The 22,759-nt window shown below is 59.0% G+C and carries 21 protein-coding genes, 4 tRNA genes and 2 pseudogenes; 10 read left to right on the plus strand and 17 right to left on the minus strand.

Annotated elements, in window-relative coordinates:
- The 3 genes from cydB to AERO9A_RS16100 are packed head-to-tail and all read left to right on the plus strand — an operon-like array spanning window position 1 to window position 1,548.
- Window positions 1–1,140: a cytochrome d ubiquinol oxidase subunit II gene (gene cydB, locus AERO9A_RS16090; RefSeq protein WP_159972940.1), complete on the plus strand. Its 1,140-nt coding sequence runs from the start codon at window positions 1–3 to the stop codon at window positions 1,138–1,140.
- Between the two features lie 11 nt (window positions 1,141–1,151).
- On the plus strand, window positions 1,152–1,265 hold the full coding sequence (cydX, locus tag AERO9A_RS16095; RefSeq protein WP_159972941.1) for a cytochrome bd-I oxidase subunit CydX: 114 nt from the start codon (window positions 1,152–1,154) through the stop codon (window positions 1,263–1,265).
- Entirely contained in the window at window positions 1,258–1,548 is a 291-nt protein-coding gene (locus AERO9A_RS16100; RefSeq protein WP_159972942.1) for a cyd operon YbgE family protein, read from the plus strand. Before cydX ends, AERO9A_RS16100 begins: the two co-directional genes overlap by 8 nt.
- A 65-nt stretch (window positions 1,549–1,613) precedes the next feature.
- Here AERO9A_RS16100 and AERO9A_RS16105 read toward each other — a convergent pair.
- The 4 genes from AERO9A_RS16105 to AERO9A_RS16120 all read right to left on the minus strand — a co-directional run bounded on the left by AERO9A_RS16105 (window position 1,614) and on the right by AERO9A_RS16120 (window position 1,990).
- Window positions 1,614–1,689, minus strand: a tRNA-Gly gene (locus tag AERO9A_RS16105).
- A 14-nt stretch (window positions 1,690–1,703) separates the two neighbouring features.
- Window positions 1,704–1,779, minus strand: a tRNA-Glu gene (locus AERO9A_RS16110).
- A 44-nt stretch (window positions 1,780–1,823) separates the two neighbouring features.
- Window positions 1,824–1,899 (minus strand) — tRNA-Gly (locus tag AERO9A_RS16115).
- Window positions 1,900–1,914: 15 nt separating this feature from the next.
- A tRNA-Glu gene (locus AERO9A_RS16120) sits at window positions 1,915–1,990 on the minus strand.
- Between the two features lie 224 nt (window positions 1,991–2,214).
- On the opposite strand from AERO9A_RS16120, the gene AERO9A_RS16125 reads away from it, so the two are divergent.
- Window positions 2,215–2,982 (plus strand): hypothetical protein, encoded by a 768-nt coding sequence (locus AERO9A_RS16125; RefSeq protein WP_178111148.1) that lies wholly within the window; start codon window positions 2,215–2,217, stop codon window positions 2,980–2,982.
- A 6-nt stretch (window positions 2,983–2,988) separates the two neighbouring features.
- On the opposite strand, the gene AERO9A_RS16130 is transcribed toward AERO9A_RS16125, so the two are convergent.
- Both AERO9A_RS16130 and AERO9A_RS16135 read right to left on the minus strand, forming a co-directional pair.
- Window positions 2,989–3,480, minus strand: a complete 492-nt coding sequence (locus AERO9A_RS16130) for a GAF domain-containing protein (RefSeq protein ID WP_159972943.1) — start codon at window positions 3,478–3,480, stop codon at window positions 2,989–2,991.
- Window positions 3,477–4,367, minus strand: coding sequence for an ATP-binding protein (locus AERO9A_RS16135; RefSeq protein WP_159972944.1), 891 nt, complete (start codon window positions 4,365–4,367; stop codon window positions 3,477–3,479). The genes AERO9A_RS16130 and AERO9A_RS16135 overlap by 4 nt, the downstream gene beginning before the upstream one ends.
- A gap of 104 nt (window positions 4,368–4,471) precedes the next feature.
- Between AERO9A_RS16135 and AERO9A_RS16140 the strand changes: the two genes are divergently transcribed.
- On the plus strand, window positions 4,472–6,784 hold the full coding sequence (locus AERO9A_RS16140) for a response regulator (RefSeq protein ID WP_159972945.1): 2,313 nt from the start codon (window positions 4,472–4,474) through the stop codon (window positions 6,782–6,784).
- 62 nt (window positions 6,785–6,846) lie between these two features.
- Here AERO9A_RS16140 and AERO9A_RS16145 read toward each other — a convergent pair whose 3' ends face one another.
- The 3 genes from AERO9A_RS16145 to pdxB form a co-directional block, all read right to left on the minus strand.
- Complete coding sequence (locus tag AERO9A_RS16145) at window positions 6,847–7,314, minus strand: MarR family winged helix-turn-helix transcriptional regulator (protein ID WP_159972946.1); 468 nt, start codon at window positions 7,312–7,314, stop codon at window positions 6,847–6,849.
- Window positions 7,311–7,796, minus strand: a complete 486-nt coding sequence (locus AERO9A_RS16150) for a glutathione peroxidase (protein WP_159972947.1) — start codon at window positions 7,794–7,796, stop codon at window positions 7,311–7,313. The genes AERO9A_RS16145 and AERO9A_RS16150 overlap by 4 nt, the downstream gene beginning before the upstream one ends.
- Window positions 7,797–8,204: 408 nt before the next feature.
- Window positions 8,205–9,335 (minus strand): 4-phosphoerythronate dehydrogenase PdxB, encoded by a 1,131-nt coding sequence (gene pdxB, locus AERO9A_RS16155; RefSeq protein ID WP_159972948.1) that lies wholly within the window; start codon window positions 9,333–9,335, stop codon window positions 8,205–8,207.
- Window positions 9,336–9,459: 124 nt separating this feature from the next.
- Between pdxB and AERO9A_RS16160 the strand changes: the two genes are divergently transcribed.
- On the plus strand, window positions 9,460–10,833 hold the full coding sequence (locus AERO9A_RS16160; RefSeq protein ID WP_159972949.1) for an MATE family efflux transporter: 1,374 nt from the start codon (window positions 9,460–9,462) through the stop codon (window positions 10,831–10,833).
- 40 nt (window positions 10,834–10,873) lie between these two features.
- On the plus strand, window positions 10,874–11,932 hold the full coding sequence (locus AERO9A_RS16165; protein WP_159972950.1) for a DUF3080 domain-containing protein: 1,059 nt from the start codon (window positions 10,874–10,876) through the stop codon (window positions 11,930–11,932).
- 99 nt (window positions 11,933–12,031) lie between these two features.
- On the opposite strand, the gene tusA is transcribed toward AERO9A_RS16165, so the two are convergent.
- Together tusA and rlmM are read right to left on the minus strand one after the other, a co-directional pair.
- Window positions 12,032–12,283 carry a sulfurtransferase TusA gene (tusA, locus tag AERO9A_RS16170; RefSeq protein WP_372239687.1) on the minus strand — a complete coding sequence of 84 codons (252 nt, stop codon included), beginning with the start codon at window positions 12,281–12,283 and terminating at the stop codon, window positions 12,032–12,034.
- 71 nt (window positions 12,284–12,354) lie between these two features.
- Complete coding sequence (rlmM, locus tag AERO9A_RS16175; protein WP_159972951.1) at window positions 12,355–13,410, minus strand: 23S rRNA (cytidine(2498)-2'-O)-methyltransferase RlmM; 1,056 nt, start codon at window positions 13,408–13,410, stop codon at window positions 12,355–12,357.
- 290 nt (window positions 13,411–13,700) lie between these two features.
- On the opposite strand from rlmM, the gene acnA reads away from it, so the two are divergent.
- A complete protein-coding gene (acnA, locus tag AERO9A_RS16180) occupies window positions 13,701–16,442 on the plus strand; it encodes an aconitate hydratase AcnA (protein ID WP_159972952.1) in 2,742 nt (913 codons plus the stop codon).
- A 185-nt stretch (window positions 16,443–16,627) separates the two neighbouring features.
- A complete protein-coding gene (locus AERO9A_RS16185) occupies window positions 16,628–18,193 on the plus strand; it encodes a PAS domain-containing methyl-accepting chemotaxis protein (protein WP_159972953.1) in 1,566 nt (521 codons plus the stop codon).
- 189 nt (window positions 18,194–18,382) lie between these two features.
- Here AERO9A_RS16185 and AERO9A_RS16190 read toward each other — a convergent pair.
- Window positions 18,383–18,780, minus strand: a pseudogene (locus AERO9A_RS16190) (type II TA system antitoxin MqsA family protein).
- A 2-nt stretch (window positions 18,781–18,782) separates the two neighbouring features.
- Window positions 18,783–19,078 (minus strand): annotated as a pseudogene (locus AERO9A_RS16195) (type II toxin-antitoxin system MqsR family toxin).
- A 335-nt stretch (window positions 19,079–19,413) separates the two neighbouring features.
- On the opposite strand from AERO9A_RS16195, the gene AERO9A_RS16200 reads away from it, so the two are divergent.
- A complete protein-coding gene (locus AERO9A_RS16200) occupies window positions 19,414–19,908 on the plus strand; it encodes a hypothetical protein (protein WP_159972955.1) in 495 nt (164 codons plus the stop codon).
- A 156-nt stretch (window positions 19,909–20,064) separates the two neighbouring features.
- On the opposite strand, the gene AERO9A_RS16205 is transcribed toward AERO9A_RS16200, so the two are convergent.
- From AERO9A_RS16205 to AERO9A_RS16220, 4 genes are all read right to left on the minus strand, one after another.
- The gene (locus AERO9A_RS16205) at window positions 20,065–20,775 is read right to left on the minus strand and encodes a hypothetical protein (RefSeq protein WP_159972956.1); all 711 of its coding nucleotides are present in this window, start codon (window positions 20,773–20,775) and stop codon (window positions 20,065–20,067) included.
- Between the two features lie 61 nt (window positions 20,776–20,836).
- Entirely contained in the window at window positions 20,837–21,376 is a 540-nt protein-coding gene (locus AERO9A_RS16210) for a hypothetical protein (RefSeq protein ID WP_159972957.1), read from the minus strand.
- A 12-nt stretch (window positions 21,377–21,388) separates the two neighbouring features.
- Window positions 21,389–22,063 carry a hypothetical protein gene (locus AERO9A_RS16215; protein WP_159972958.1) on the minus strand — a complete coding sequence of 225 codons (675 nt, stop codon included), beginning with the start codon at window positions 22,061–22,063 and terminating at the stop codon, window positions 21,389–21,391.
- A complete protein-coding gene (locus tag AERO9A_RS16220; RefSeq protein ID WP_159972959.1) occupies window positions 22,060–22,287 on the minus strand; it encodes a hypothetical protein in 228 nt (75 codons plus the stop codon). Before AERO9A_RS16220 ends, AERO9A_RS16215 begins: the two co-directional genes overlap by 4 nt.
- Window positions 22,288–22,759 lie beyond the last annotated feature (472 nt).

A 22,759-nucleotide genomic window follows, 5' to 3' on the forward strand; every position in this document is an offset into this window, starting at 1 on the left:
ATGTTCGACTACGAAACCCTGAAACTCGTCTGGTGGGTGCTGATCGGCGTACTGCTGATCGGCTTCGCGCTCACCGATGGCTTCGACATGGGCGCCATGGCGCTGATGCCCTTCGTCGGCAGGACCGACAGCGAGCGCCGCGTCGCCATCAACACCATCGCCCCACACTGGGACGGCAACCAGGTGTGGTTCATCACTGCCGGTGGCGCGCTGTTCGCCGCCTGGCCGATGGTCTACGCAGTGGCCTTCTCCGGCCTGTATTGGGCCATGCTGTTGGTACTGTTCGCCCTGTTCTGCCGCCCGGTGGGCTTCGACTACCGCAGCAAACTGGAAAACACTCGCTGGCGCAGCGCCTGGGACTGGGCACTGTTCGTCGGTGGCGCAGTTCCAGCGCTAGTGTTCGGCGTGGCTTTCGGCAACCTGTTCCTCGGCCTGCCGTTCCAACTCGATGACATGATGCGCTCAAGCTACCACGGCTCGTTCTTTGCCCTGCTCAACCCCTTCGCCCTGGTCTGCGGCGTAGCCAGCCTGAGCATGCTCAGCGCCCATGGCGGCGCCTGGCTGATGATGCGTACCGAAGGCGACCTGGCGGATCGCTCACGTAATGCCACCCTGCTCTGCGCCGTGGCATTCCTCGCTGCCTTCCTGCTGGCCGGCGCCTGGCTGATGCATGGCATTACCGGCATGAGCCTGGCCGCAGCAGTTGACACCGGCGCGGCACTCAACCCGCTGCACAAGCAGGTAATTGCCGACAACGCTGGCTGGCTTAACAACTACAGCCGCTACCCAATCACCATCTGCGCCCCACTGCTGACCATCCTCGGAGCCATGCTGGCAATTCTCGCCAGCCTCGCCCGCCGTGGCGGGCTGAGCTTCATCGGCAGCAGCCTGATGATCACCGGCAGCATCTGCACCGCCGGCTTTGCCCTGTTCCCCTTCGTTTTCCCGTCGAGCCTCGATGCCGCCTCCAGCCTCACTGTATGGGACGCCGTATCGAGCCAGAAAACCCTAGGCATCATGTTCGTGGTCGCCTGCATCTTCGTGCCGATCATCCTCATCTACACCCTGTGGGGCTACGTGAAGATGTGGGGCAAGCTCAACGACGACAGCATCGCAGCCAACCCCCACGGCCTGTATTGAGGAGAAAAGCAATGTGGTACTTCACCTGGATTCTCGGCGTGTTGCTGGCCTGCAGCTTCGGCATCATCAACGCACTGTGGCTGGAAACCACACAGGATCTCGATACCGAGAGCAAACATGAGTGACCTCACCCTGAGCGAGCGCGCGCCCATGCGCGCGCTCTCCTGGCTGCTGGCCAGCCCACTGGCACTGCTGCTGTTGATCCACCCCGGCGCCATGCTCGACAGCCAGGGCCGCTACAGCCATTCGCTGCTGATGCTGGTCATGTGGGGCGTATCCAACGCGTTCATCCACGGCGTCGGTTTCACCCCACGCCACTGGCTGTGGCGCGCGTTGTTCTCGCCCTGGCTGGGCTGGGGACTGTGTGGGCTGGGCTATGCCCTGCTATATCTGGCGCGAACGGCCTAACAGACTGTTGAACGCAAACGACAGAAACGAAAACGCCGCTCGATTGAGCGGCGTTTTCGTTTATTTGGAGCGGGAAACGAGACTCGAACTCGCGACCCCGACCTTGGCAAGGTCGTGCTCTACCAACTGAGCTATTCCCGCAGTACAACTTGAAGTGGCGTCCCCTAGGGGACTCGAACCCCTGTTACCGCCGTGAAAGGGCGGTGTCCTAGGCCACTAGACGAAGGGGACCTGGAACTTCGTTTGAAACCCTGCCTGAGCAGCATTTCTAAATTTGGAGCGGGAAACGAGACTCGAACTCGCGACCCCGACCTTGGCAAGGTCGTGCTCTACCAACTGAGCTATTCCCGCATTACAGCTTGAAAGTGGCGTCCCCTAGGGGACTCGAACCCCTGTTACCGCCGTGAAAGGGCGGTGTCCTAGGCCACTAGACGAAGGGGACACACCCCGGAACATCAAGCAACTTTCCGGCTTCCTTCGCTCTGCCTTGCAAGCTTTGCGCTGGAAGTGGCGCGCATTCTAGGGATGCTTTTAGAGGTCGTCAACCACTCTCTAAAATTTTTTTAAAATCAAAGACTTCAGCCCATAAAGCGATATGACACTAGGAGCCTTGCAGCCAAGCCACTACACTCGGGCGAATAGCCAGTAGCTGAGAGGTTCCAAGCAGTGTCCGCACTTGTGATAACTCTGCTGATCGTCGGTGGCATCGCCTTATTGATGGTGATTGCCTACGTCAACCATGCCGTCGAGAACAGCAAGCTCGACAAAGCCCGGCAGCGCGCCGATCTGCTTGATCGCATTCGCCGCTGCCAGGATCTCTCCGAACGCATGCCAGGCCAGCTAATGAGCCCTCGCTTGAAACTGCTGCTAACCCAACTGCAGTTGCAACTCAGCGAACGCCTGAAAACACTGGACAAGCAAAACACCGAGCTGGGGAACAACATCGAAGCGCTACGGGCTCTGGCCGTTCAGGGTGAATCAATCAGCGTGAACAACCCCCCTCAGACGATCATCAACGAAGCCAAGGCCAAGGAAGTACGCTTTCTCTTGGAAAACCTGCAGGCGCTGATCACCGGCTCGGTGCAAATCAACCTGATGCCCGTAAATGAGGGCAAGGCATGGCTCAAGCAAATTCGTCAGATGCTGGTGCAGGTTTACACCGAGTGTTTTAACGCGCTCGGCCAGAGCGCCATGCAGCAGAATCGTCCAGGCCAGGCGCGCCTGGCCTTCGAACGAGCCGTGCAGTACCTGCGCAAACAGCCAGAGCCTGCGCTGCACCAGGCACAGCTCAAGCGCTTCGAAGAACAACTGGCTCGCGCCAACGCCATGGTGCTCAACGCCACGCTACCTGCCGCCGATGAATCCAGCGAGCTGACCGATGGTCTCAAGGGCCTGGACGACGAAGACTGGAAGAAAAAGAACATCTACGATTGAGCGTTCTCACCTGCCTGAGCAGTCGCTGGCGGCGAGGAAAATCGCCACCAGCGCCTCAATACCGACCTGATCAACTTCGCTGAAACGCCCAAGTCGCGGGCTGTCGAGGTCCAGCACACCGAGCAGGCGCCCATCCTTGAGCAAAGGCACCACCAACTCGCTGTTAGAGGCGCTGTCGCAAGCGATATGCCCGGCAAATGCGTGCACGTCTTCCACACGCTGCGTTTGCAGGCTGCTCGCAGCCGCGCCACAAACACCACGGCCAAACGGAATGCGTACACAGGCTACCTTGCCTTGAAATGGGCCCAGTACTAGCTCATCCGCTTTGACGAGGTAAAAACCAGCCCAATTCAGATCAGCCAACTCGTGAAAGACAAAGGCCGAGAATTGCGCGGCGTTGGCGATGAAATCACGCTCCCCATTGAGCAACGCCTGTAATTGCGCGCAAAGCAAGTCGTATCCTTGCAGCCCCTCGCCCGCATGGGACAGATCGATCATGCCCGTTGCTCCAGCAATTGCAGGCCAACCCAGTGCCGGGCGAACTGATAGGCACAGCGCCCATTGCGATTGCCACGCCCCAGCGCCCAGCGGATTGCCGCCTTCTCCAACGCCTCGTCCCACTCCCAGGCAAGCCCGACCTGCCGCGCCTGAGTCGTGACCCAGTGGCGCACCACGATCAGGTAATGCTCCTGACTGAACGGATAGAAGGACAGCCACAGACCAAAGCGATCAGACAAGGCGATCTTGTCCTCGACGGCCTCGTTGGGATGCAACTCGCCATCGACCATCTTCCAGTTGTCGTTGTCGCTCTGGCGCTCTGGCACCAGATGACGGCGATTGGAGGTGGCATACAGCAGCACATTATCTGGAGCCTGCTCCAGCGAGCCGTCGAGCACGCTCTTGAGCACGCGATAATCGCCCTCGCCGGCCTCGAACGACAGATCGTCGCAGAACAGAATAAAACGCTGCTGCAAACCAGCCAGACACTCCACCACACGCGGCAGATCTGCCAGATGATCCCGTTCAATCTCGATCAGACGTAATCCAACAGCAGCATGCTCAGCAAGCAATGCACGCACCAGTGATGACTTGCCGGTACCGCGCGCGCCCCACAGCAAGGCATGATTGGCCGGTAGCCCGGTCACGAATTGACGTGTGTTGCGAGCCAACTGTTCGCGCTGAGCATCGACGCCGAGCAAGTCGCTCAAGGCCAGATCGAGGCTGACGTCCAGCGGCTGCAGAAAGCCACTGCGCCCATCACGCACCCAGCGCGCGGCCACGCAAGTATTCCAGTCAACCATCAGTCGCGGCGCCGGTAACAATGGCTCGAGACGCTCCAGCACCTCTTCGGCGCGCGCCAAAAAATGCTCCAATCGAGAATCCACGTTCTACTCCTCGTTTACGCATAGCCCTCTGCGCAGGACTCTGCCGATATTGTGCTGCAATCAGCTATGCTTGCCGCCAAGGAACACAGAGCACGCAGGCCTCCATGGATATTTCGCTCACTCATCGCCTGTCCTTCAAACAGGCCAGCTTGACCGTTTTGGTGGCGTTCATCCTTGGCACATTGCTCAGCATCATTCAGGTGGCGATCGATTATGCCAGCGAGGACGCCTCCATCAACCGCGAGATTCGGGCGTTGCTGGAAATCAGCCACAACCCGGCAGCCCGTATCGCCTACAACATTGACGCCGAGCTGGCCCAGGAACTGGTGCTGGGTTTGCTGCGTTCGCCTGCTGTCACCCGTGCCGAGCTGATTGACAGTAACGGGCAGATGCTGGCCAGCGTCAGTCGCCCGCGCAGCGAAAGCCGCTATCGCATCTTCAGCGATAGCCTGTTCGGCGCGCAGCGCGTATTCCAAGATCCACTCTATGTCGCCCACGCCCCTGACGAAGCCCTTGGCGTGCTGAGCCTGGAAGTCGATACCTTCGCCTTTGGTAACCACTTCCTGGGCCGCTCAGTATTGACCCTGGCGACGGGTTTCGCTCGCAGCCTGCTGCTGTCGCTGATCCTCTTGGTGCTGTTCTACTTCATGCTGACCCGCCCGCTGGTGGACGTAATCCGCGCGCTCAGCCAGCGTAATCCGCAAGACGCCCAGCACAAACCCGTGCCTTGCCCCAAGGGCCACGAGCGCGACGAAATCGGCATTCTGGTACAGGTCACCAACCGCCAGTTATCAGCCATCGCCCAAGAAATCGCGCAAAGGCGTAGCGCCGAAGATCGCCTGACGCAGTACCTCAGCGAGCTGGAAAGCATCGTCTCGGCACGCACTGCCGAACTCAAGGCCACCAACGCCCGCCTCAGCGAATCCAATAAAGAGCTGGAAATTGCGCGGACCAAAGCGCTGAACATGGCCCAGGCACGTTCGGCCTTCCTGGCCAATATGAGTCACGAAATTCGTACCCCGCTCAACGGCCTGCTGGGTATGCTGGCCCTAGCCCTAGATGGCCCGCTCAGCGCTGAGCAGCGCCAGCAACTGGGCATCGCCCACGATTCAGGCAAAGTGCTGGTGGAATTGCTCAACGACATCCTCGACCTATCCAAATTCGAGGCTGGCCAGCTCGAACTGGAAAGCATCCCCTTCGACCTTGGCGCACTGGTAGAGGAAACCGCCAGCCTGCTGTCACAGAACGCGGCTGCCGCCGTCGAACTGACCTGCCTGATCGCCCCGACGCTGCCAGCGCAAGTCATTGGCGACCCGACCCGCGTGCGGCAAATCGTCAGCAACCTGTTATCCAATGCGCTCAAATTCACCCGCTTCGGCCGTGTCGACCTGCTGGTCGAGCATGACGCCACAGGTATTCAGGTTCGGGTACGCGATACCGGCATCGGCATCGCCGAGGATGCACAGGCGCGTATCTTCCATCCCTTCGCCCAAGCCGAAGTTGGCATTACCCGCGAGTTCGGCGGTACCGGCCTGGGCCTGGCCCTGACGCGCCGTCTGTGCGAGGCCATGCACGGCACTCTCACGCTGCAATCGAAAGAAGGCTTCGGCAGTGAGTTCTGTGCTCAATTGCCACTGCCCAGCCAAGGCCGGAGTGCCGCCGTGCAACTGGGCGGCGATATCGTGGCAATGACCCCCAGCAGCAGCGGCCTGCACCAGTTGCTCGAACGCTGGCTCCCAGTTTGGGGGCTGAGCTATCGGCGCCTGGACACCGATGCCAGCCTGTTCGGCGTCCAGGCCGATCTATTGATCAGTGACTGCCCGGAATGCCTGTTCGGCCTACGCCCAGCCGTCAATACGCCGATTCTCTTGGTCACCGCCTATGGCAACTTCCTGCCACAGGAACAAGCACAACGCTTGGCGCCATTGCAGCAAATCGCCCGTCCGCTGGCACGCCACGGCCTGCTGCAGGCGCTGCGCCATGGTTTACGCCACGACGCCAGCGACCAGCCTGCCCCACAGAGCACGTCCAACCTCGAAAAACGCCGCACCCGCGTCCTACTGGTGGAAGACAACCCGGTCAACCAGATGGTGGCCAAAGGTATGCTGGTCAAGCTTGGCTGTGAGGTACTGGTTGCCGGTCACGGCGGTGAAGCCCTGGAACAACTGGAACAGGAGGCCATCGACCTGGTGCTGATGGATTGCAACATGCCGGTGATGGACGGCTACGAAGCCACCCGGCGTATACGCCTCAATGGCCGCTGGCCAGAGTTGCCCATCATTGCCCTGACCGCCAACGCCCTGTCGGACGAGCGCGAGCGCTGCCGCGCGGCCGGTATGAACGATTACCTGGCCAAGCCTTTCCGCCGTGAAGAATTGGCAACGCTGCTGGAAAACTGGCTACCGGTCGACACCTGAGACAGAAACGAAAAAGCCTCTTACTCACGCAAGAGGCTTTCACCTACGGGCTTGCTTGCCGCTTACTCGGCAACAGACTCCAGGCGCTTCAATAGCCGATCGAGGCGCTGGCGCAGCCCTTCCAACTCCAGCAGCTCAGACTCATCGAACTGACACAGCAACTGCATCTTGAGCGGCATAACCCGCGCCTGCAGTGCCACGCCCTGCTCACTCAGCGTCAGGTGCACTTCACGCTCATCCTGCACGGCACGCCGCCGTGACACCAACTCAAGCGCTTCCAGGCGCTTGAGCAGTGGCGTGAGCGTACCGGAGTCCAATTGCAAACGCTGGCCCAGCGCCTTGAGCGTGGGCTGCGCCGGTGGCTGCACCTGCCACTCCCATAGCACTAACATGACCAGATACTGCGCATAGGTCAGCCCCAATGCCTCAAGCATCGGCTTGTAGGTGCGAATCACCACGCGGGAAGCGGCATACAGCTTGAAGCACAGTTGATCGTCGAGCTGCAGACCGACATCACCCAAACCGGTCATTTGAGCAGGGCTTCGATCTCGGCGCCGATGTCCTCAGGCTTGGTGTTGGGGGCGAAGCGCTTGACCAGTTGGCCATCCTGGCCGATCAGGAACTTGGTGAAATTCCACTTGATGCCCTGGCTACCCAGCAGCCCTGGCGCACGTTTCTTCAGTTGTACGAACAAAGGATGCGCGTCAGCACCATTGACATTGATCTTCTTGAACAAGGGGAAGCTCACGCCGAAGTTCAACTCGCAAAACTCGCTGATCGCCCCTTCATCACCCGGTTCCTGCTTGCCGAACTGATTGCAGGGAAACCCCAGCACCACCAAACCCTGCTCCTTATAACGCTGCCACAGCGTCTCAAGCCCCTTGTACTGAGGGGTAAAACCGCACTTGCTGGCCGTGTTGACCACCAGCACGGCCTTGCCGCCAAAATCAGCCAGGGTCTTCTGCTCGCCTTTGATGGTAGTGACCGGAATATCGAAGAGTGCATTGCTCATGGAGATCGTCCTGAATGGGTTGAAAGTGCGATAAAAGTAGCGAGCAATTAAATTGCATGCAATTTAATTGCTCAAAGATAAAGCTGATGGATAACGCACTATCCGTAGGGCGAGTTAGCGGCGCAGCACACCGTGCTTGCTGCCCCAGATGAGCTCAACGCGCCACCTAACCCGCCAGCCGATCCATCGCGCTGCATTGAAACCTGGGTTACGCCGCACCAGACATCAAACTGATCAACAAGCGCGACAGATCAGACCGTGTGCAAACGTAGCGAGCGAAGGTCAAGCAAGGCAAAAAACGGCGAAAAAGCGCAGTTTACGAGTTGTAAATGAGCATTTTGAGCCATTTTTTAACGCAGCATGGCCGAGCGCAGTAGTTTTCACACAGTCTGAGATGGCGCCCTCTGGCTAAAGAGCGATAGCGCCCAAGGCTCGTACCAGAGCCGCCAACGGCGCTGAATCCCCCTCAATACGCACCCGCAAGCCATCGATCTCACGGCGCATCGGGTAGTGCTTGCGCAGGCGGTCGAAGGCCGCACGGCGCGCATCGGCATCGCCCACCAGGCTGCGGCGAAAATCCGCATCGTCGCGGCGCGGGTCGTAGACCGCGCGGCACAGACTGGCCAGTGCCCAGGCCGGATCGGCGCCGCCATCCACTGTTATTTCGCTCAGCCAGGGCGCTGGCAGAAGATCATCCAGACGCACCTGCTCGGGCACACCAAGCGCCCGGCAGCAAGCCTGGTATATCTGCGCCGTACCACGCAGCTTGCCGTCCAGGCTGTAGCCGGCGATATGCGGCGTGGCCAGTTGGCACAGTGCGGCCAATTCGACATCGGCCTGCGGCTCGCCCTCCCACACGTCCAGCACGGCCTTCAGGTCGGGGCGCTGCGGCAACAGCGCACGCAGCGCGCCGTTGTCCACCACCGCGCCACGGCTGGCGTTGATCAGCCAGGTGCCGGGCTTGAGTGCAGCCAGGCGCGCCGCATCGAACAGATGCCGTGTCGCTGCATCCAGCGGCGTATGCAGGCTGACCACATCGCACTCATTGATGATCTGTTCCAGGCTGACGAAATCGCCCGCCTCGATCGCCTGCCGTGGCGGGTCGCACACCCGTACCTGCCAACCCAAACCACGCAGCAGTTCGACCAGACGCCCTCCGACCTGCCCGGCACCGATCACGCCATAGATACGCCCGGCCGGATCGACGCCTTCGCGCTCGGCCAGAGTCAGCACGCTACCCAACACGTAATCCACCACACCGCGCGCGTTACAGCCCGGCGCGCTGCTCCAGGCGATGCCAGCCTCGGCAAAATAATCGAGATCCAGATGATCGGTGCCGATGGTGCAGGTGCCAACGAAGCGCACGCGGCTGCCAGCCAGCAGCGCCCGATCCACGCGGGTGACCGAGCGCACCAGCAGCAAATCGGCGTCTTTCACATCCTGCGCGCTGATGGCGCGCCCCGGCAGACGGCGGATGGTGCCGAAGCAGGCAAAGAACTCATCGAGCAGGGGAATATTTTCGTCGGCGACTATCAGCATGAGGCAGCTCCACGGCAAGGCGCGCATTGTACGCGAGGCGCCAGACAACGTCGCATCCAGACTTTCCTGACCGAGGCGTCAAGGCGTAGACTGCGCGGTTTCCCGCCGCCCTCGAAGACCCGAAATGCCCAGCGAAAACCGCCTGGGGCGCGTACGCACGGAACTGCGTAACCTGCTCGTCCTGGCCACCCCAATCATCATTGCCCAACTGGCGCACACCGCCATGGGCTTCGTCGACACCCTGATGGCCGGGCGCGTCAGCCCGGAAGATCTGGCTGCTGTCGCCCTGGGTAACTCGGTCTGGGTGCCGGTGTTCCTGCTGATGACAGGCATCCTCCTGGCCACCACGCCCAAGGTGGCGCAGCGCTTCGGCGCCGGTGACGAAGCGGCCATCGGCCCACTGGTGCGCCAGGCATTGTGGCTAGCACTGGCCGTCGGTGGCAGCGCTGCCGTCTTGCTGTGGAACGCCGAGGTCGTCCTGCATGTGATGAATGTCGACCCAGCATTGGTCGACCCAGCCATGGGCTACCTGCGCGCCGTAGCCTGCGGCTTCCCAGCCGTGGCGCTGTATCACGTGCTGCGCTGCTGCAGCGATGGCCTCGGCCACACCCGCCCGAGCATGGTGCTGGGCATCCTCGGCCTGCTGCTGAACATCCCGGCCAACTACATCTTCATCTACGGCAAGTTCGGCCTGCCGGCCATGGGCGGCGTCGGTTGCGGCTGGGCCACGGCCCTGGTGATGATCTTCATGCTGCTCGGCATGCTGGTGTGGGTGAAGTGGGCGCCCTACTACCGCGCCAGCGCACTGTTCGCCCGTTTCGACTGGCCACAATGGGCGGTGATCAAGCGCCTGCTAAGCATCGGCGTGCCGATTGGCGTGGCGGTGTTCGCCGAGTCGAGCATCTTCGCCGTCATCGCCCTGCTCATCGGCGGCCTCGGCGCCACCGTGGTGGCCGGGCACCAGATCGCTCTGAACTTCAGCTCCATGGTGTTCATGATCCCCTACTCGCTGGCCATGGCCGCTACCGTGCGCGTCGGCCAGGCACTGGGCCGCGGCCAGCCACGCGAGGCGCGCTTCGCCGCCGGGGTGAGCATGGGCGCAGCGTTGGGTTATGCCTGCCTGTCGGCCAGCCTGATGTTCCTGCTGCGCGAGCAAATCGCGCAGATTTACACCCCGGACAAGGCCGTGATCGCAGTCGCCGCGACGCTGATCGTCTATTCGGCGCTGTTCCAGTTCTCCGACGCCATCCAGGTGACTGCCGCCGGCGCCCTGCGCGGCTATCAGGACACCCGCATCACCATGCTGCTGACGCTGTTCGCTTACTGGGGCATTGGTCTGCCGGTGGGTTATGCGCTGGGGCTGTCCGAGCTGTTCGGCGAACCCAGTGGCCCGAGCGGCCTGTGGCAAGGTTTGGTGGTCGGCCTGACCTGCGCCGCCGCGATGCTCACCGTGCGCCTGGCGCGCAGCGCGCGCAAACGTATTCGCCGCGCGGCGTGAGGGCTGGTTTGGAGACAATGACGGCGTCTAGACTCATGGCATGACGCGCTTACTCCTACTGATCAGCCTTTGCCTGCTGGCCGCCTGCCGCCCCGGTGACGACGGCCTGGCACTGCAGCGCGACTATCTGCAGCGGCTCGACAACGCGTTAGAAACCGATGGCTTCACCGATTTCGACATCCGCAGCCTGAGCCAATACCGCCTGCCGCCACGCCGCGAACGCCTGATCGAGGTGCCCGAGCTGCGCATCAGCCTGCTCGATCTGGTCATCGATGCCCATAGCTGCCCTCGCCTGCAGCAACTGATCAGCCAACGCAACAGCAGCCTCGGCAAGCAACTGGTGCCCAGCCAACGTCTGGGCTACGAGGGCGATCTGCTGCGCGCCATCGACGACTGCCTGCCCGCGCTGCCGCCCGACACGGCGCTCCGCAACACCTTGCAGCAACTGGCGAGCGAAAAGCGCCAGCAATTACCGGCCGTTTTCTGGAATGCGCTCAATGGCAGCCAGGAGTTCGAGCGCTACCTGCGCTTTGCCGAACAGGCCCTGGCCGTCACGCCAAGCGAAGACAGCGCCGCACTCGACGCCCTGGAGCAACTGGCGCGCATCGGCGCCGCGCTGCCCGAGCACCAGCCACCCGAGGCTGCTGAGCTGGAGCCCTGGTTCTTCGCCCTCTATGCCAGCGACCAGGGCGGCCAATTGATCACCAGCCTGGCCAGCCTGCGCCACAACCTCGACAACGGCAGCGAGCTGCTGGAGCAACGCCAATCGCGCCGACCGATCTGCCCGCAAGGGCGGCCAACCCCGCGCGGCCGTATCCTGCAGAACATCTTCGTCAAGTTCTACGCTGGCGGCCTGCAGCCCTACCTGGCGCAGGTCGATCAGCGCGGCCAGCGCTGGCAGGCGGCGCTGCAGCACCTGCAAGCCGTGGACGGTATCCCGCCGACCACCCGCGCTTATCTGGAGCGCCTGGTGGGCGATCAGGATTCGTTATGGCAGGATTTCCGCGCTGCCACCGCAAGGCACGTCAAGGCCTGGCAGACGCTGCTCAATAGCTGCGGTCTGGCGCCGGGGCAGGCAGGATGGAACAGCGAACCGTAGGGCCGGTGCAACCCGCCATCGCAACCAACGACATCCGTTATTTGGCGGGTTGCACCCGCCCTACGAAAGCCGACGAAGCGCACAGCCCACCAGGGCCGCCTAATCCGCCTTCTTGCGAATCCAGTACAGGTAGCTGCCATCTTCCTCGGCCTGGCCAATCAGCTCATGGCCGAGAAAGACGCAGAACTTGGGGATGTCGCGACGGGTCGAGGGATCGGTGGCAATCACCTTGAGTAGCCCACCTGGGGAAAGGTCACGCACCTTGTTGTGCAGCATCATCACCGGCTCAGGGCAATTCAGGCCGCTGGCGTCGAGCAGGTCATCGTGATTGAGGGTCAGGGCTTCGGACATAAAGGGCTCCACAAACAGGCGCGCATTGTCGCGCAAAGGCAGCCCAGCGACCACCTCGCGCGCCAGCCATCTCACTTACCGAGTCGGCGCAAATGGCAGGTGACTTCTTCACGGTCGTGATAGAGCTGCTTGCAGCCGATGCTGACCTTCATGCCGCGCTCTGCCAGCCCCGCCTCGACGCGGTCAAGCAGGCGCCGCACCTCAGCGTAGCGCTGCTTCATCGGCAGTTTGAGATTGACCACCGCCTCACGGCACAATCCCTCACCCAGCCAGGCCTCCATCATCGCCGCCGTACGCGCCGGCTTCTCGACGATATCGCAGACCATCCAGTGCACCGGATGGCGCGGGCGGAAGGTAAAACCATCGGCGCGCTGGTGCACCACGAAACCCGAATACATCAGGCTCTCGGCCATCGGCCCGTTGTCCACGGCGGTCACACGGATTTCCCGGTTGACCAGTTGCCAGGTCCAACCGCCAGGCGCTGCACCCAAATCTACGGCGGTCATACCCGGCGCCAGACGCTGATCCCACTGCTCACGCGGGATGAAATGATGCCAGGCCTCCTCCAGCTTGAGCGTCGAGCGGCTCGGTGCCTCGCGCGGGAACTTCAGGCGCGCAATGCCCATCGGCCACATCGCCAGGTTGTCGGCCTCAGCGATGCCGGCAAACACCTCGCGACCACTCTTGAAGGTCAGCAGCAGGCGCGGCTTCTTCGCATCCTCCACCAGCTTGCCAGCCTTGAGCAGCGCCTTGCGCAGCGGTGCCTCGAACTTCTTGCAGAAGGTCGACAGCTCCTTGCCTTCGTTGGTGTCGAGCACTTCCAGCCACAAACTGCCGCACACCGGGTAATCGGCCAGGGCCTCAAGCAACACGCTGATGCGATCGCTCTCCGGCAGGCTGACGAACGCACCGCGCGCCCACTGGCGGGGGAAGATCAAGCGGTTGAAGCGGGTCTGGCGCATCAGGCGCTCGGCACCCTCGGCCTCGCTGCAAACGAACTCGGCGCAAGCGCTGCCGGGCTTGCTCTTAGGGTAGCCAGGCACCTCAAGCTGCGCGGCGATGTCGGCCATCTCGGCGCACACCTCACCCTCGAAACCGGGGCGGCAATGTAAAAACAGGGTATTCATCGAACGGACTCCTTGGGTCGGCCATGATACCCGAGGCGGGAACCTAGAGCCCGCCAACCTGTCCAGCTACTGTGTGCCGAGTGTTTTGCGCAGCCAGGCTGCCCTGACTCGGCGCCTACGCACATTAAAGGATCAGGTTCGCAGAACTCGCCAAGCCGGACTAGCTTGAAAGTCTGCAGCCACCGACCACGGCCCGAACCGTGCGGGCCTAACAGGCCGTTGAACACCTAGACGAGGCAGGCAAAACAAAGCCGAGGTCGTTTTCAACGGCATGCTCAAGGAGACGTGCAATGCCCTCCCACAATAGCCTGAACTGCCGCCGCGAACTGAAGATCGACGACGCCACCTACCACTATTTCAGCCTGCCCGAGGCCGCCCAGCGCCTCGGCAACATCGACCGCCTGCCCAAATCGCTCAAGGTGCTGCTGGAAAACCTGCTGCGCAACGAAGACGGCGAAACCGTTACCGGCGACGACCTACAAGCCATGGTCGACTGGCTGGACAAGCGCGCCTCCGAGCGCGAGATCCAGTACCGCCCGGCGCGGGTGCTGATGCAGGACTTCACCGGCGTACCGGCGGTGGTCGACCTGGCCGCCATGCGCGATGCCATGGCCAAGGCCGGCGGCGACCCGCAGCGCATCAACCCGCTGTCGCCGGTGGATCTGGTCATCGACCACTCGGTGATGGTCGACCGCTACGCCTCCTCCAGCGCCTTCACCGATAACGTCGAGCTGGAAATGCAGCGCAACGGCGAGCGCTACGCCTTCCTGCGCTGGGGCCAGCATGCCTTCGACAACTTCAGCGTAGTGCCACCGGGCACCGGCATCTGCCACCAGGTCAACCTCGAATACCTGGCGCGCACCGTATGGACGAAAGAGGAAGACGGCGCCACCCTCGCCTACCCCGATACCCTGGTCGGCACCGACTCGCACACCACCATGATCAACGGCCTCGGCGTACTCGGCTGGGGCGTCGGCGGCATCGAGGCGGAAGCGGCCATGCTCGGCCAGCCGGTGTCGATGCTGATTCCCGAGGTGATCGGCTTCAAACTCAGCGGCAAGCTGAAAGAAGGCATCACCGCCACCGACCTGGTACTCACCGTCACCCAGATGCTGCGCAAGAAGGGCGTGGTGGGCAAATTCGTCGAGTTCTACGGCGACGGCCTGGCCGAGCTGCCACTGGCCGACCGTGCCACCATCGCCAACATGGCCCCGGAATACGGCGCCACCTGCGGCTTCTTCCCGGTCGACGACATCACCCTCGGCTACCTGCGCCTGTCCGGCCGCCCGGACGCCACCGTGCAACTGGTCGAGGCCTACAGCAAGGCTCAGGGCCTGTGGCGCGAACCCGGCGACGAGCCGGTGTTCACCGACAGCCTGAGCCTGGACATGGGCAGCGTCGAAGCCAGCCTGGCCGGGCCCAAGCGCCCGCAAGATCGCGTCGCCCTCGGCCAGGTTCATCAGGCCTTCGACGACTTCGTCGGCCTGCAACTCAAGCCTGCAGCCAAGGAAGAAGGCCGCATGCTCAGCGAAGGCGGTGGCGGCACCGCCGTAGGCGGCGACAAGCAGAGCGGCGGTATCGACTACGAAGACGACGGCCATACCCATCACCTGCAAGACGGCGCCGTGGTGATCGCCGCCATCACCTCCTGCACCAACACCTCCAACCCCAGCGTGATGATGGCCGCCGGCTTGCTGGCCAAGAAAGCCGTGGAAAAAGGCCTACAGCGCCAGCCCTGGGTGAAAAGCTCACTCGCCCCTGGCTCCAAGGTGGTCACCGAATACTTCGACGCCGCCGACCTGACGCCCTATCTGGAAAAACTCGGCTTCGATCTGGTCGGCTACGGCTGCACCACCTGCATCGGCAACTCAGGTCCGTTGCGCGAGCCCATCGAAAAGGCCATCACCAAGGCTGACCTGACCGTCGCCTCGGTACTCTCCGGCAACCGCAACTTCGAGGGCCGCGTGCATCCGCTGGTGAAAACCAACTGGCTGGCCTCACCGCCCCTGGTGGTGGCATACGCCCTGGCTGGTAGCGTGCGCCTCGACCTAACACATGACGCCCTCGGCACCGACAAGGACGGCCAGCCGGTGTACCTGAAAGACATCTGGCCGACCCAGGCCGAGATCGCCGAGGCCATCGCCAAGGTCGACACCGCCATGTTCCGCAAGGAATACGCCGAAGTCTTCGCCGGCGACGAGAAATGGCAGGCCATCGCCGTGCCCGAAGCCGATACCTATGCCTGGCAGAATGACTCCACCTACATCCAGCATCCGCCGTTCTTCGACAACATCGCCGGCGAGCCGCCACGTATCACCGATATCCGCGAAGCACGCATCCTCGCCCTGCTCGGCGACTCGGTGACCACCGACCACATCTCGCCAGCCGGCAACATCAAGGCCGACAGCCCCGCCGGGCGTTATCTGAGCGAACACGGCGTGGACAAGGCCGACTTCAACTCCTACGGCTCACGCCGCGGCAACCATGAAGTGATGATGCGCGGCACCTTCGCCAACATCCGCATCCGCAACGAAATGCTCGGCGGCGAGGAAGGCGGCAACACCCTGCACATCCCCAGCGGTGAAAAGCTGGCGATCTATGATGCAGCCATGCGCTACCAGAGCGAAGGCACGCCGCTGCTGATCATCGCAGGCAAGGAATACGGCACCGGCTCCAGCCGCGACTGGGCAGCCAAAGGCACCAACCTGCTAGGGGTCAAGGCGGTGATCGCCGAAAGCTTCGAGCGCATCCACCGCTCCAACCTGGTAGGCATGGGCGTGCTGCCGCTGCAGTTCAAACCGGGTACCGACCGCAAGAGCCTGAAACTCACCGGCAAGGAAGTGCTGGCCATTGAAGGCCTGGAAGGCGTGGAACTGCGCCCACATATGCCGCTGACGCTGATCATCACCCGTGAAGATGGCCAGCAGGAGAAAGCCGAAGTGTTGTGCCGCATCGACACCCTCAACGAAGTCGAATACTTCAAGGCCGGCGGCATCCTGCACTACGTGCTGCGGCAGATGATCGCCAACTGATGCATGCGCCCCAACCGCTATAGCGGTTGGGGCGTACAGCCCAGTGCCGCACCGATGGCAAATTTCGCGACAGAAATGTGACGCCATTCAAAAAGCGATTACACTCGGCAAATACGGATCCTGCCCTCAACTTCGCTGCTCGTCGGCCGATTAAAGAGGGGCATAACAATGACGGACACTTTGCCATGCGTAACAACCAGCCGGTCACACAACGCGAGAAGACCTTCCCCGCCCAGCAACGTCTGATCTCCACCACAGACCTCAAAGGGCAGATCACCTACTGCAACGATGCCTTCATCGACATCAGTGGCTTCACCCGCGAGGAACTGATCCGCGCCCCGCACAATCTCGTCCGTCACCCCGACGTACCACCAGCCGTGTTCGACCACATGTGGACGACCCTGAAAAAGGGCCGCCCCTGGATGGGCATTGTCAAGAACCGCTGCAAGAACGGCGACCACTACTGGGTCAACGCCTACGTCACCCCCATCACCGAAAACAACCAAGTCGTCGGCTACGAATCCGTGCGCGTCAAACCGACCGCCGAACAAGTGCGCCGCGCCGAGGCCCTGTACAAGCGGATCAACAACGGCAAATCCGCAGTACCGGCCAGCAACCAGTGGCTCCCCGTGGTACAGGCCTGGATGCCCTTCATCCTGGTCAGCCAGATCGGCTTCCTGATCGGTCACTGGATGGGCAGCAACTGGGGCTTCATCCTTGCGGCCTGCCTGTCCGTGCCACTCGGCCTGGCAGGTATCGCCTGGCAGACCCGAGGCATCAAGCGCCTACTGCGCATCGCCGACCAGGTGACCTCCGACCCACTGATCGCACAGATGTACACCGACAGCCGCGGCTCCGAAGCGCGCCTGGAAATGGCCATGCTCAGCCAGGACGCCCGCCTGAAAACCTGCCTGACCCGCCTGCAAGACACCGCCGAACAACTTACCCGCCAAGCCAGCGAAGCCGACAAACTGGCGCACAACAGCTCCGCCGGCCTCGAACGCCAACGCAGCGAAACCGAACAGGTCGCCACCGCCGTCAATGAAATGGCCGCCACCACACTGGAAGTGGCCAGCAACGTCGCCCGCACCGCCATCGCCACCCAAGAAGCCAACCGCCTGACCGGCGAAGGCCGCTCCATCGCCACAGAAACCCGCGAAGCCATCCAACGCCTGTCGCAATCGGTAGGCGACACCGGCGAAACCGTGACCCGCCTGGCTCAGGACAGCAACGAAATCGGCGGCGTGGTTGACGTCATCAAAGGCATCGCTGACCAAACCAACCTACTCGCCCTCAACGCCGCCATCGAAGCCGCTCGCGCTGGCGAAATGGGCCGTGGCTTCGCCGTAGTAGCCGACGAAGTTCGCTCGCTGGCCCAACGCACCGCCGAATCCACCGAACAAATCCACAGCCTGATCGCCAAACTGCAGCGCACCGCAGAAGAAGCCGTGATGACCATGGACATTGGCCGCAAACAGGCCGACGAAGGTGTCGAACGCGTACTGCAGGCCGACCAAGCCCTGGCAGGCATCAGCGATGCCGTGGCCAACATCACCGACATGACCAACCAGATCGCCGCCGCCGCCGAAGAACAAAGCGCCGTGGCGGATGAAATCAACCAAAACATCACCACCATCGCCCAACTAGCCGACCAAACCGCCGACGAAGCGCAGAACACAGCCAAACTCAGCCAAGCCCTCACCGGCACCGCGCAAGGGCAGTACGCGCTGGTTGAACGCTTCAACCGCTAAAAGCCAGAACGCAAAAAGCCCTGAAAACTTGTTAGCTTTCAGGGCTTTACGCATCGACAAAGCAGCGACAAAGAAGAAACTTGAAACCGTTTCAGTAGCGTGTAAATACGTGCCAAACCCGCTCAATACGGGCTTTTCGTCCTTTTCATAGGCCCAATCCGTCGCTATACGGCCCTATGATTTCGACACTCAACCTGCACGCAGCTCGTTGATCAACTCCGGGTGCCGACCCAATATCTTGAACAACTGCACCAGAGGTTGCGGTGCTTCTGTACCTCGCTCGTAGCGAGAAAACGCATTCAGCCCACCACCGAACAGCTCCGCCGCTTCACGCTGACTCAACCGCAACTGCTTACGCACGCTGCGAATCAGCTCCTGATTGCCGTCCTGCGCGTTCACCTGCTGGCGAAACTCGCTCATGGCACGCATAACGCGCTCACTCTCAGCCGGCCCAGTCAGGGACTCACCACAGGCATCGCACCAGTCAGCCGTTACTGCAGTAATTTGGGTGGCCTGCCCCTGTAGGTGAAGGGCATATCGCGGCTGTCGTGAACCAGTTCCGCCCCGCCGCATACTGGACATTTCATGGTCACTTCTCCTTAAAGGAAACGATCAGCAGATCGGCCACCAGCGTGAACTTCAGGTAGACCTGCCCGAATTCGGTATCGGGTCGGTAAACGTCCTGCCAGGTAGTATGATCCGCATAGGTTGTCATGCTCTTGAAAAGTCGCGACTGCTCAGGGCACTGATGACGGCCAGCATGTCAGCCATCTCCATACCCAGCTCAGCGCCTCCTTCCAAGGCTACGCGGGTGAAGCGATAACGCGGGTCGGCTACGGCCTGCTTCACCCGCTCAAGCTTGAAATGGGGTTTGCGCTTTTCCATGCCGCATAAAACAACCTTTTAGGTTAATTTTTTCAAGGAAGCGTCCATGCCAGACGACAGCCGTACACGATTGCGCAACGAACTGCTTGCCGGTGCCGCGTCCAAACCTGCAAAACCTGCTGATCGCCAATACTTTGCTCACCTCCGCAGTCGCATTGAAACGTACCAACTGCAGTCTAAGACTATTTCCGAACGGTGAAGCACTCCTCGCGTTTCCTCCAAGTGCCATCAAAGCCTAGATTTTCTAACGTCATCTTGACATCATTGCGTGCATCTCTCACGAGACTTAGCTAAATAACGCCTAACTTGCATCAATAGAAAAACTGGAGATTTAATTGAAAATCAAGGGAATTGTTTCCGCACTGTCTCTCTTTGCAGTAGCCGCAGGCTGCTCTAGCGAGCCATCCCAGCATTATGTTTATAATCAAAATATTCTGGGGCCGTGGGACTGTAACTACAGTTTTAAAGACGACGACTTTGCAGCAAGCATCAGCTCGACTGACACCTATATTCGTAACGGCGCGTCCAATTCATTCGGCATCATGAAAATTCGCTACACAAGCGATACGCCAGAAGTCGAATACTCTTTAGCAGGTACTGCCACTTGGAAAATTCAAGGCAAGTACTTAATTCAGACCATGACAGATATAAAGATCGTCAATATATCTCACCCTAAAGTTGACGAAATTTTCAATTTACAGGAAATGTTCCCAACAAATGTCAGTGAATCGTCTGAGATTCTTAAACTGACAGCCACTGAACTTGTAATAGATAGTGAGTCTGGCACGGGGCTCTACACCTGCTCTAAAATAAACAAGCCGAAAGCCTAACCATCCACCACAAAGCCCCTTCTCTAGCTAGGGGCTTTACTGATCACCCCATTGGATTAAAACTGCCCACCGCAGAGCAATAGCGCGTTTTCATGCAGCACCGCAACCTATTTCGGCACTGCTAGCCGATGGTCAATACCAGAAACAGACTTCTGCCTAAAGCGGATTAAATCCATTTTCAGCCCTACAGTATGCTTTCCGAGACTCAGTGCGGCAGCGATGAACAAAGTACTCCTTGGCCGCTTTACGACAGTCCCGATATATAATTGAGCCTTTGCGATGGTTATGGCATACAGTGTCGTACTCTATCCACCCATTAATTGTTTCCCACTCAATTCTTATGCGGGCCTTTTTCCGGTCTGCCCCAATCCAATTCCAGTAAGAATAATTATTTTTCCTGACTTCTTTTTCAGCTCCGGCTTTTTTGCTAGCGGCGTAGTAAATAGCAGGCGGCGCAGCCATGGTATTTACATCTAGCCTAGGGGTGTAGTTCTGATCGTTGAAACTAGTCTGTCGTAACTCACCCGCTACCGAACCACCCTGCCCAGTCCACTCGATATCCGCCTGAGCCTCTTGTTGAGGTCGAACGTCTAGTGCGTGGCGATCAATGGGAATGGATGGCAGCCTTATAGGCTCTTCCGGCTCACTGTAGGGCTGTGGCGCCGGTTGTTGGCTGAACAGGGGTTTGCCGCCTACGTGGATCGCCTGCTTGAGCTGATCCACATTGATCACGATTGGCTTGGCAAACAGCGCGATCACGCCCCAGGTAATCGCGGAACCCACGCCCAGGATTACCACCATTCGCCATGGGCCGGGCTTTTTCTTGTTGCGTAGGTAGTCTGGTGCGTCCTCCCTGTCAGGTTTCATATTGCCTCCATGCTTTTCTAGCCCACCTTCATTGCATCCCTTTTTGCGTTACAAAAAAGCTTTATTGCTCAGACCCAACAAGAGGAAATTCAACATGTTCAGCGCACTCACTAATATTAGCAAGAGCAACCTTTAAATCACGAAACAACAAGTCGTCGCCCGCATACTTAAAATCCCAATGCGTCAAGCCTTTCTTTTTCTGCTTAAGACTTTTCTCGATTTCAAACGCTTGAGCGCTAGAGCTGTCAAGCTTAAATCGAGGGTCTTTCTGCAGTTCAAGAACATCCCTCATCTTTAGCGCAGCCGCAGCAGATCCAATTAAAGTATCCTTTTTAAATGGCAAAAAACCAAAAAACTGTACGGACGAAGTAGTGATATCTACCACCACCGCATCATTCAACTCAAAGAAAGATGCACTCGGCTCTTTCACTGTGCCGTCTTCGTTGCGCCGAATATCGAACGCTTCACTTTTAGCTCGGCAATTACCTGCGCTGTCCTTGTAATGATTATTTGGAGAAAGCCATCTCCATATCACAAGATAATAATTTGCAGCCCCCTCTATAAACTGGGCATCAGCAGACTCTTTGCTTAACGCAAACATCCTTTCACCTGCTTAGTAATCCATTATATTGAATATTTTTCTGATCTTTTTTGAATTAGACAAATAATTTGTCAAAAAGGATGTTCCAGATATTCTGCTGACGCCCTCCTCTGAGTCTGCGTAAGAAAAATACATCTCCCCATCTTCTTTAAACAAAACATCAAGAGTTTTTTTCTTTTTATGTATTGTTACTCCAAACCTATTTTCACCACTAAGGTAGAACCCTAAATCTTTAGAGTTTTCCTCTAGTATTGGCATAAAGCGAATCATACAAAAGAAAGATTTTAAGCTCGGAGAAGCCTCAGCAGCATCGTCCGGAAGAGACACTTCATTTTGAATATTCTTCAAGCGCATCTTTATTTTGTAAAAATCCGGAACCTCATTTGCAACCTTGCTAATGTCCGCGAATGACTGCTTGCTACGCCCAAGGTTTTCTTCTAACCGAGAAATCAAACCAAGCAATATCCGATTCCACTCTTTCCATCTTTCTTCATCCTCGTCGCAAGGCGCAGGAATTTTTTCAGCTTCGTAATATGTAACCTTTGCTTTTATTGCTTTAGGCTTGGCTTTCAGCCTGACCATAGCGTCGTACACAAGAGTACTTCTCGCCGGACTCTGATCTTTGGAAACAATTGTTTCGCCCAAAGAATTTAGCGGCGAAATTGAGGGCTTAAAATAATCAATCATTTCTTTGTGCTTTTTGCTTGAGAGATATCAGGAAATGCAGCCTCCAAGTTTTTTATTATATCTTTAGCGACACTTTTACTAACGGCGATTGAGGAAAAAACCTCCATCACATCGTCATCTCTTTCATTCATGAAGTCCAGAATCACTACATCTGCAGATTTCGCCACACGCAAGCCAAAGGGAAACTTAGTCTCTGTTATTTTGACAATCCTTTTCTCGCTCATTACCTTCTCCTAAACCTATGTCTACTTAAATTAAGTTAGCCGAGCTTGCCGCTTTCCAGCGGCTAAGTATGTAATCTTTATCCTGACTTTTGATTGTTCGTCTCTTCGTATTGAGGGCTTACTTGGCCTTTGTCAGGCATAATTTCGCCGGTCAACATCCACCAACGATACTGAGGGAAAACCTTAGCTATCGCTTCGATCTCCTCCTCTTTGATCTCTCGGCTTTTGGCTGGATTCTTCAGATTAGCCCATGTGTACCTACTGATACCGGTCTCCTCCTCCAGCTTCGGAAGACGCACATCTGCCCATTTCAGAATGGTTATAACGCGCTCTTTTATCATTCCAAAAAATCTAAATTAACCCTATCCATTTTGACTCAATCCCAATACGACTGATCCTGATTGAGCCAAATTGGATCAAGTCTTATTGGACTTGTTCATTTTGCTAATACTGACACGAATAGTGACGGAAC

The organism is Pseudomonas sp. 8Z (assembly GCF_902506535.1).
Taxonomy (GTDB): Bacteria; Pseudomonadota; Gammaproteobacteria; order Pseudomonadales; family Pseudomonadaceae; genus Aquipseudomonas.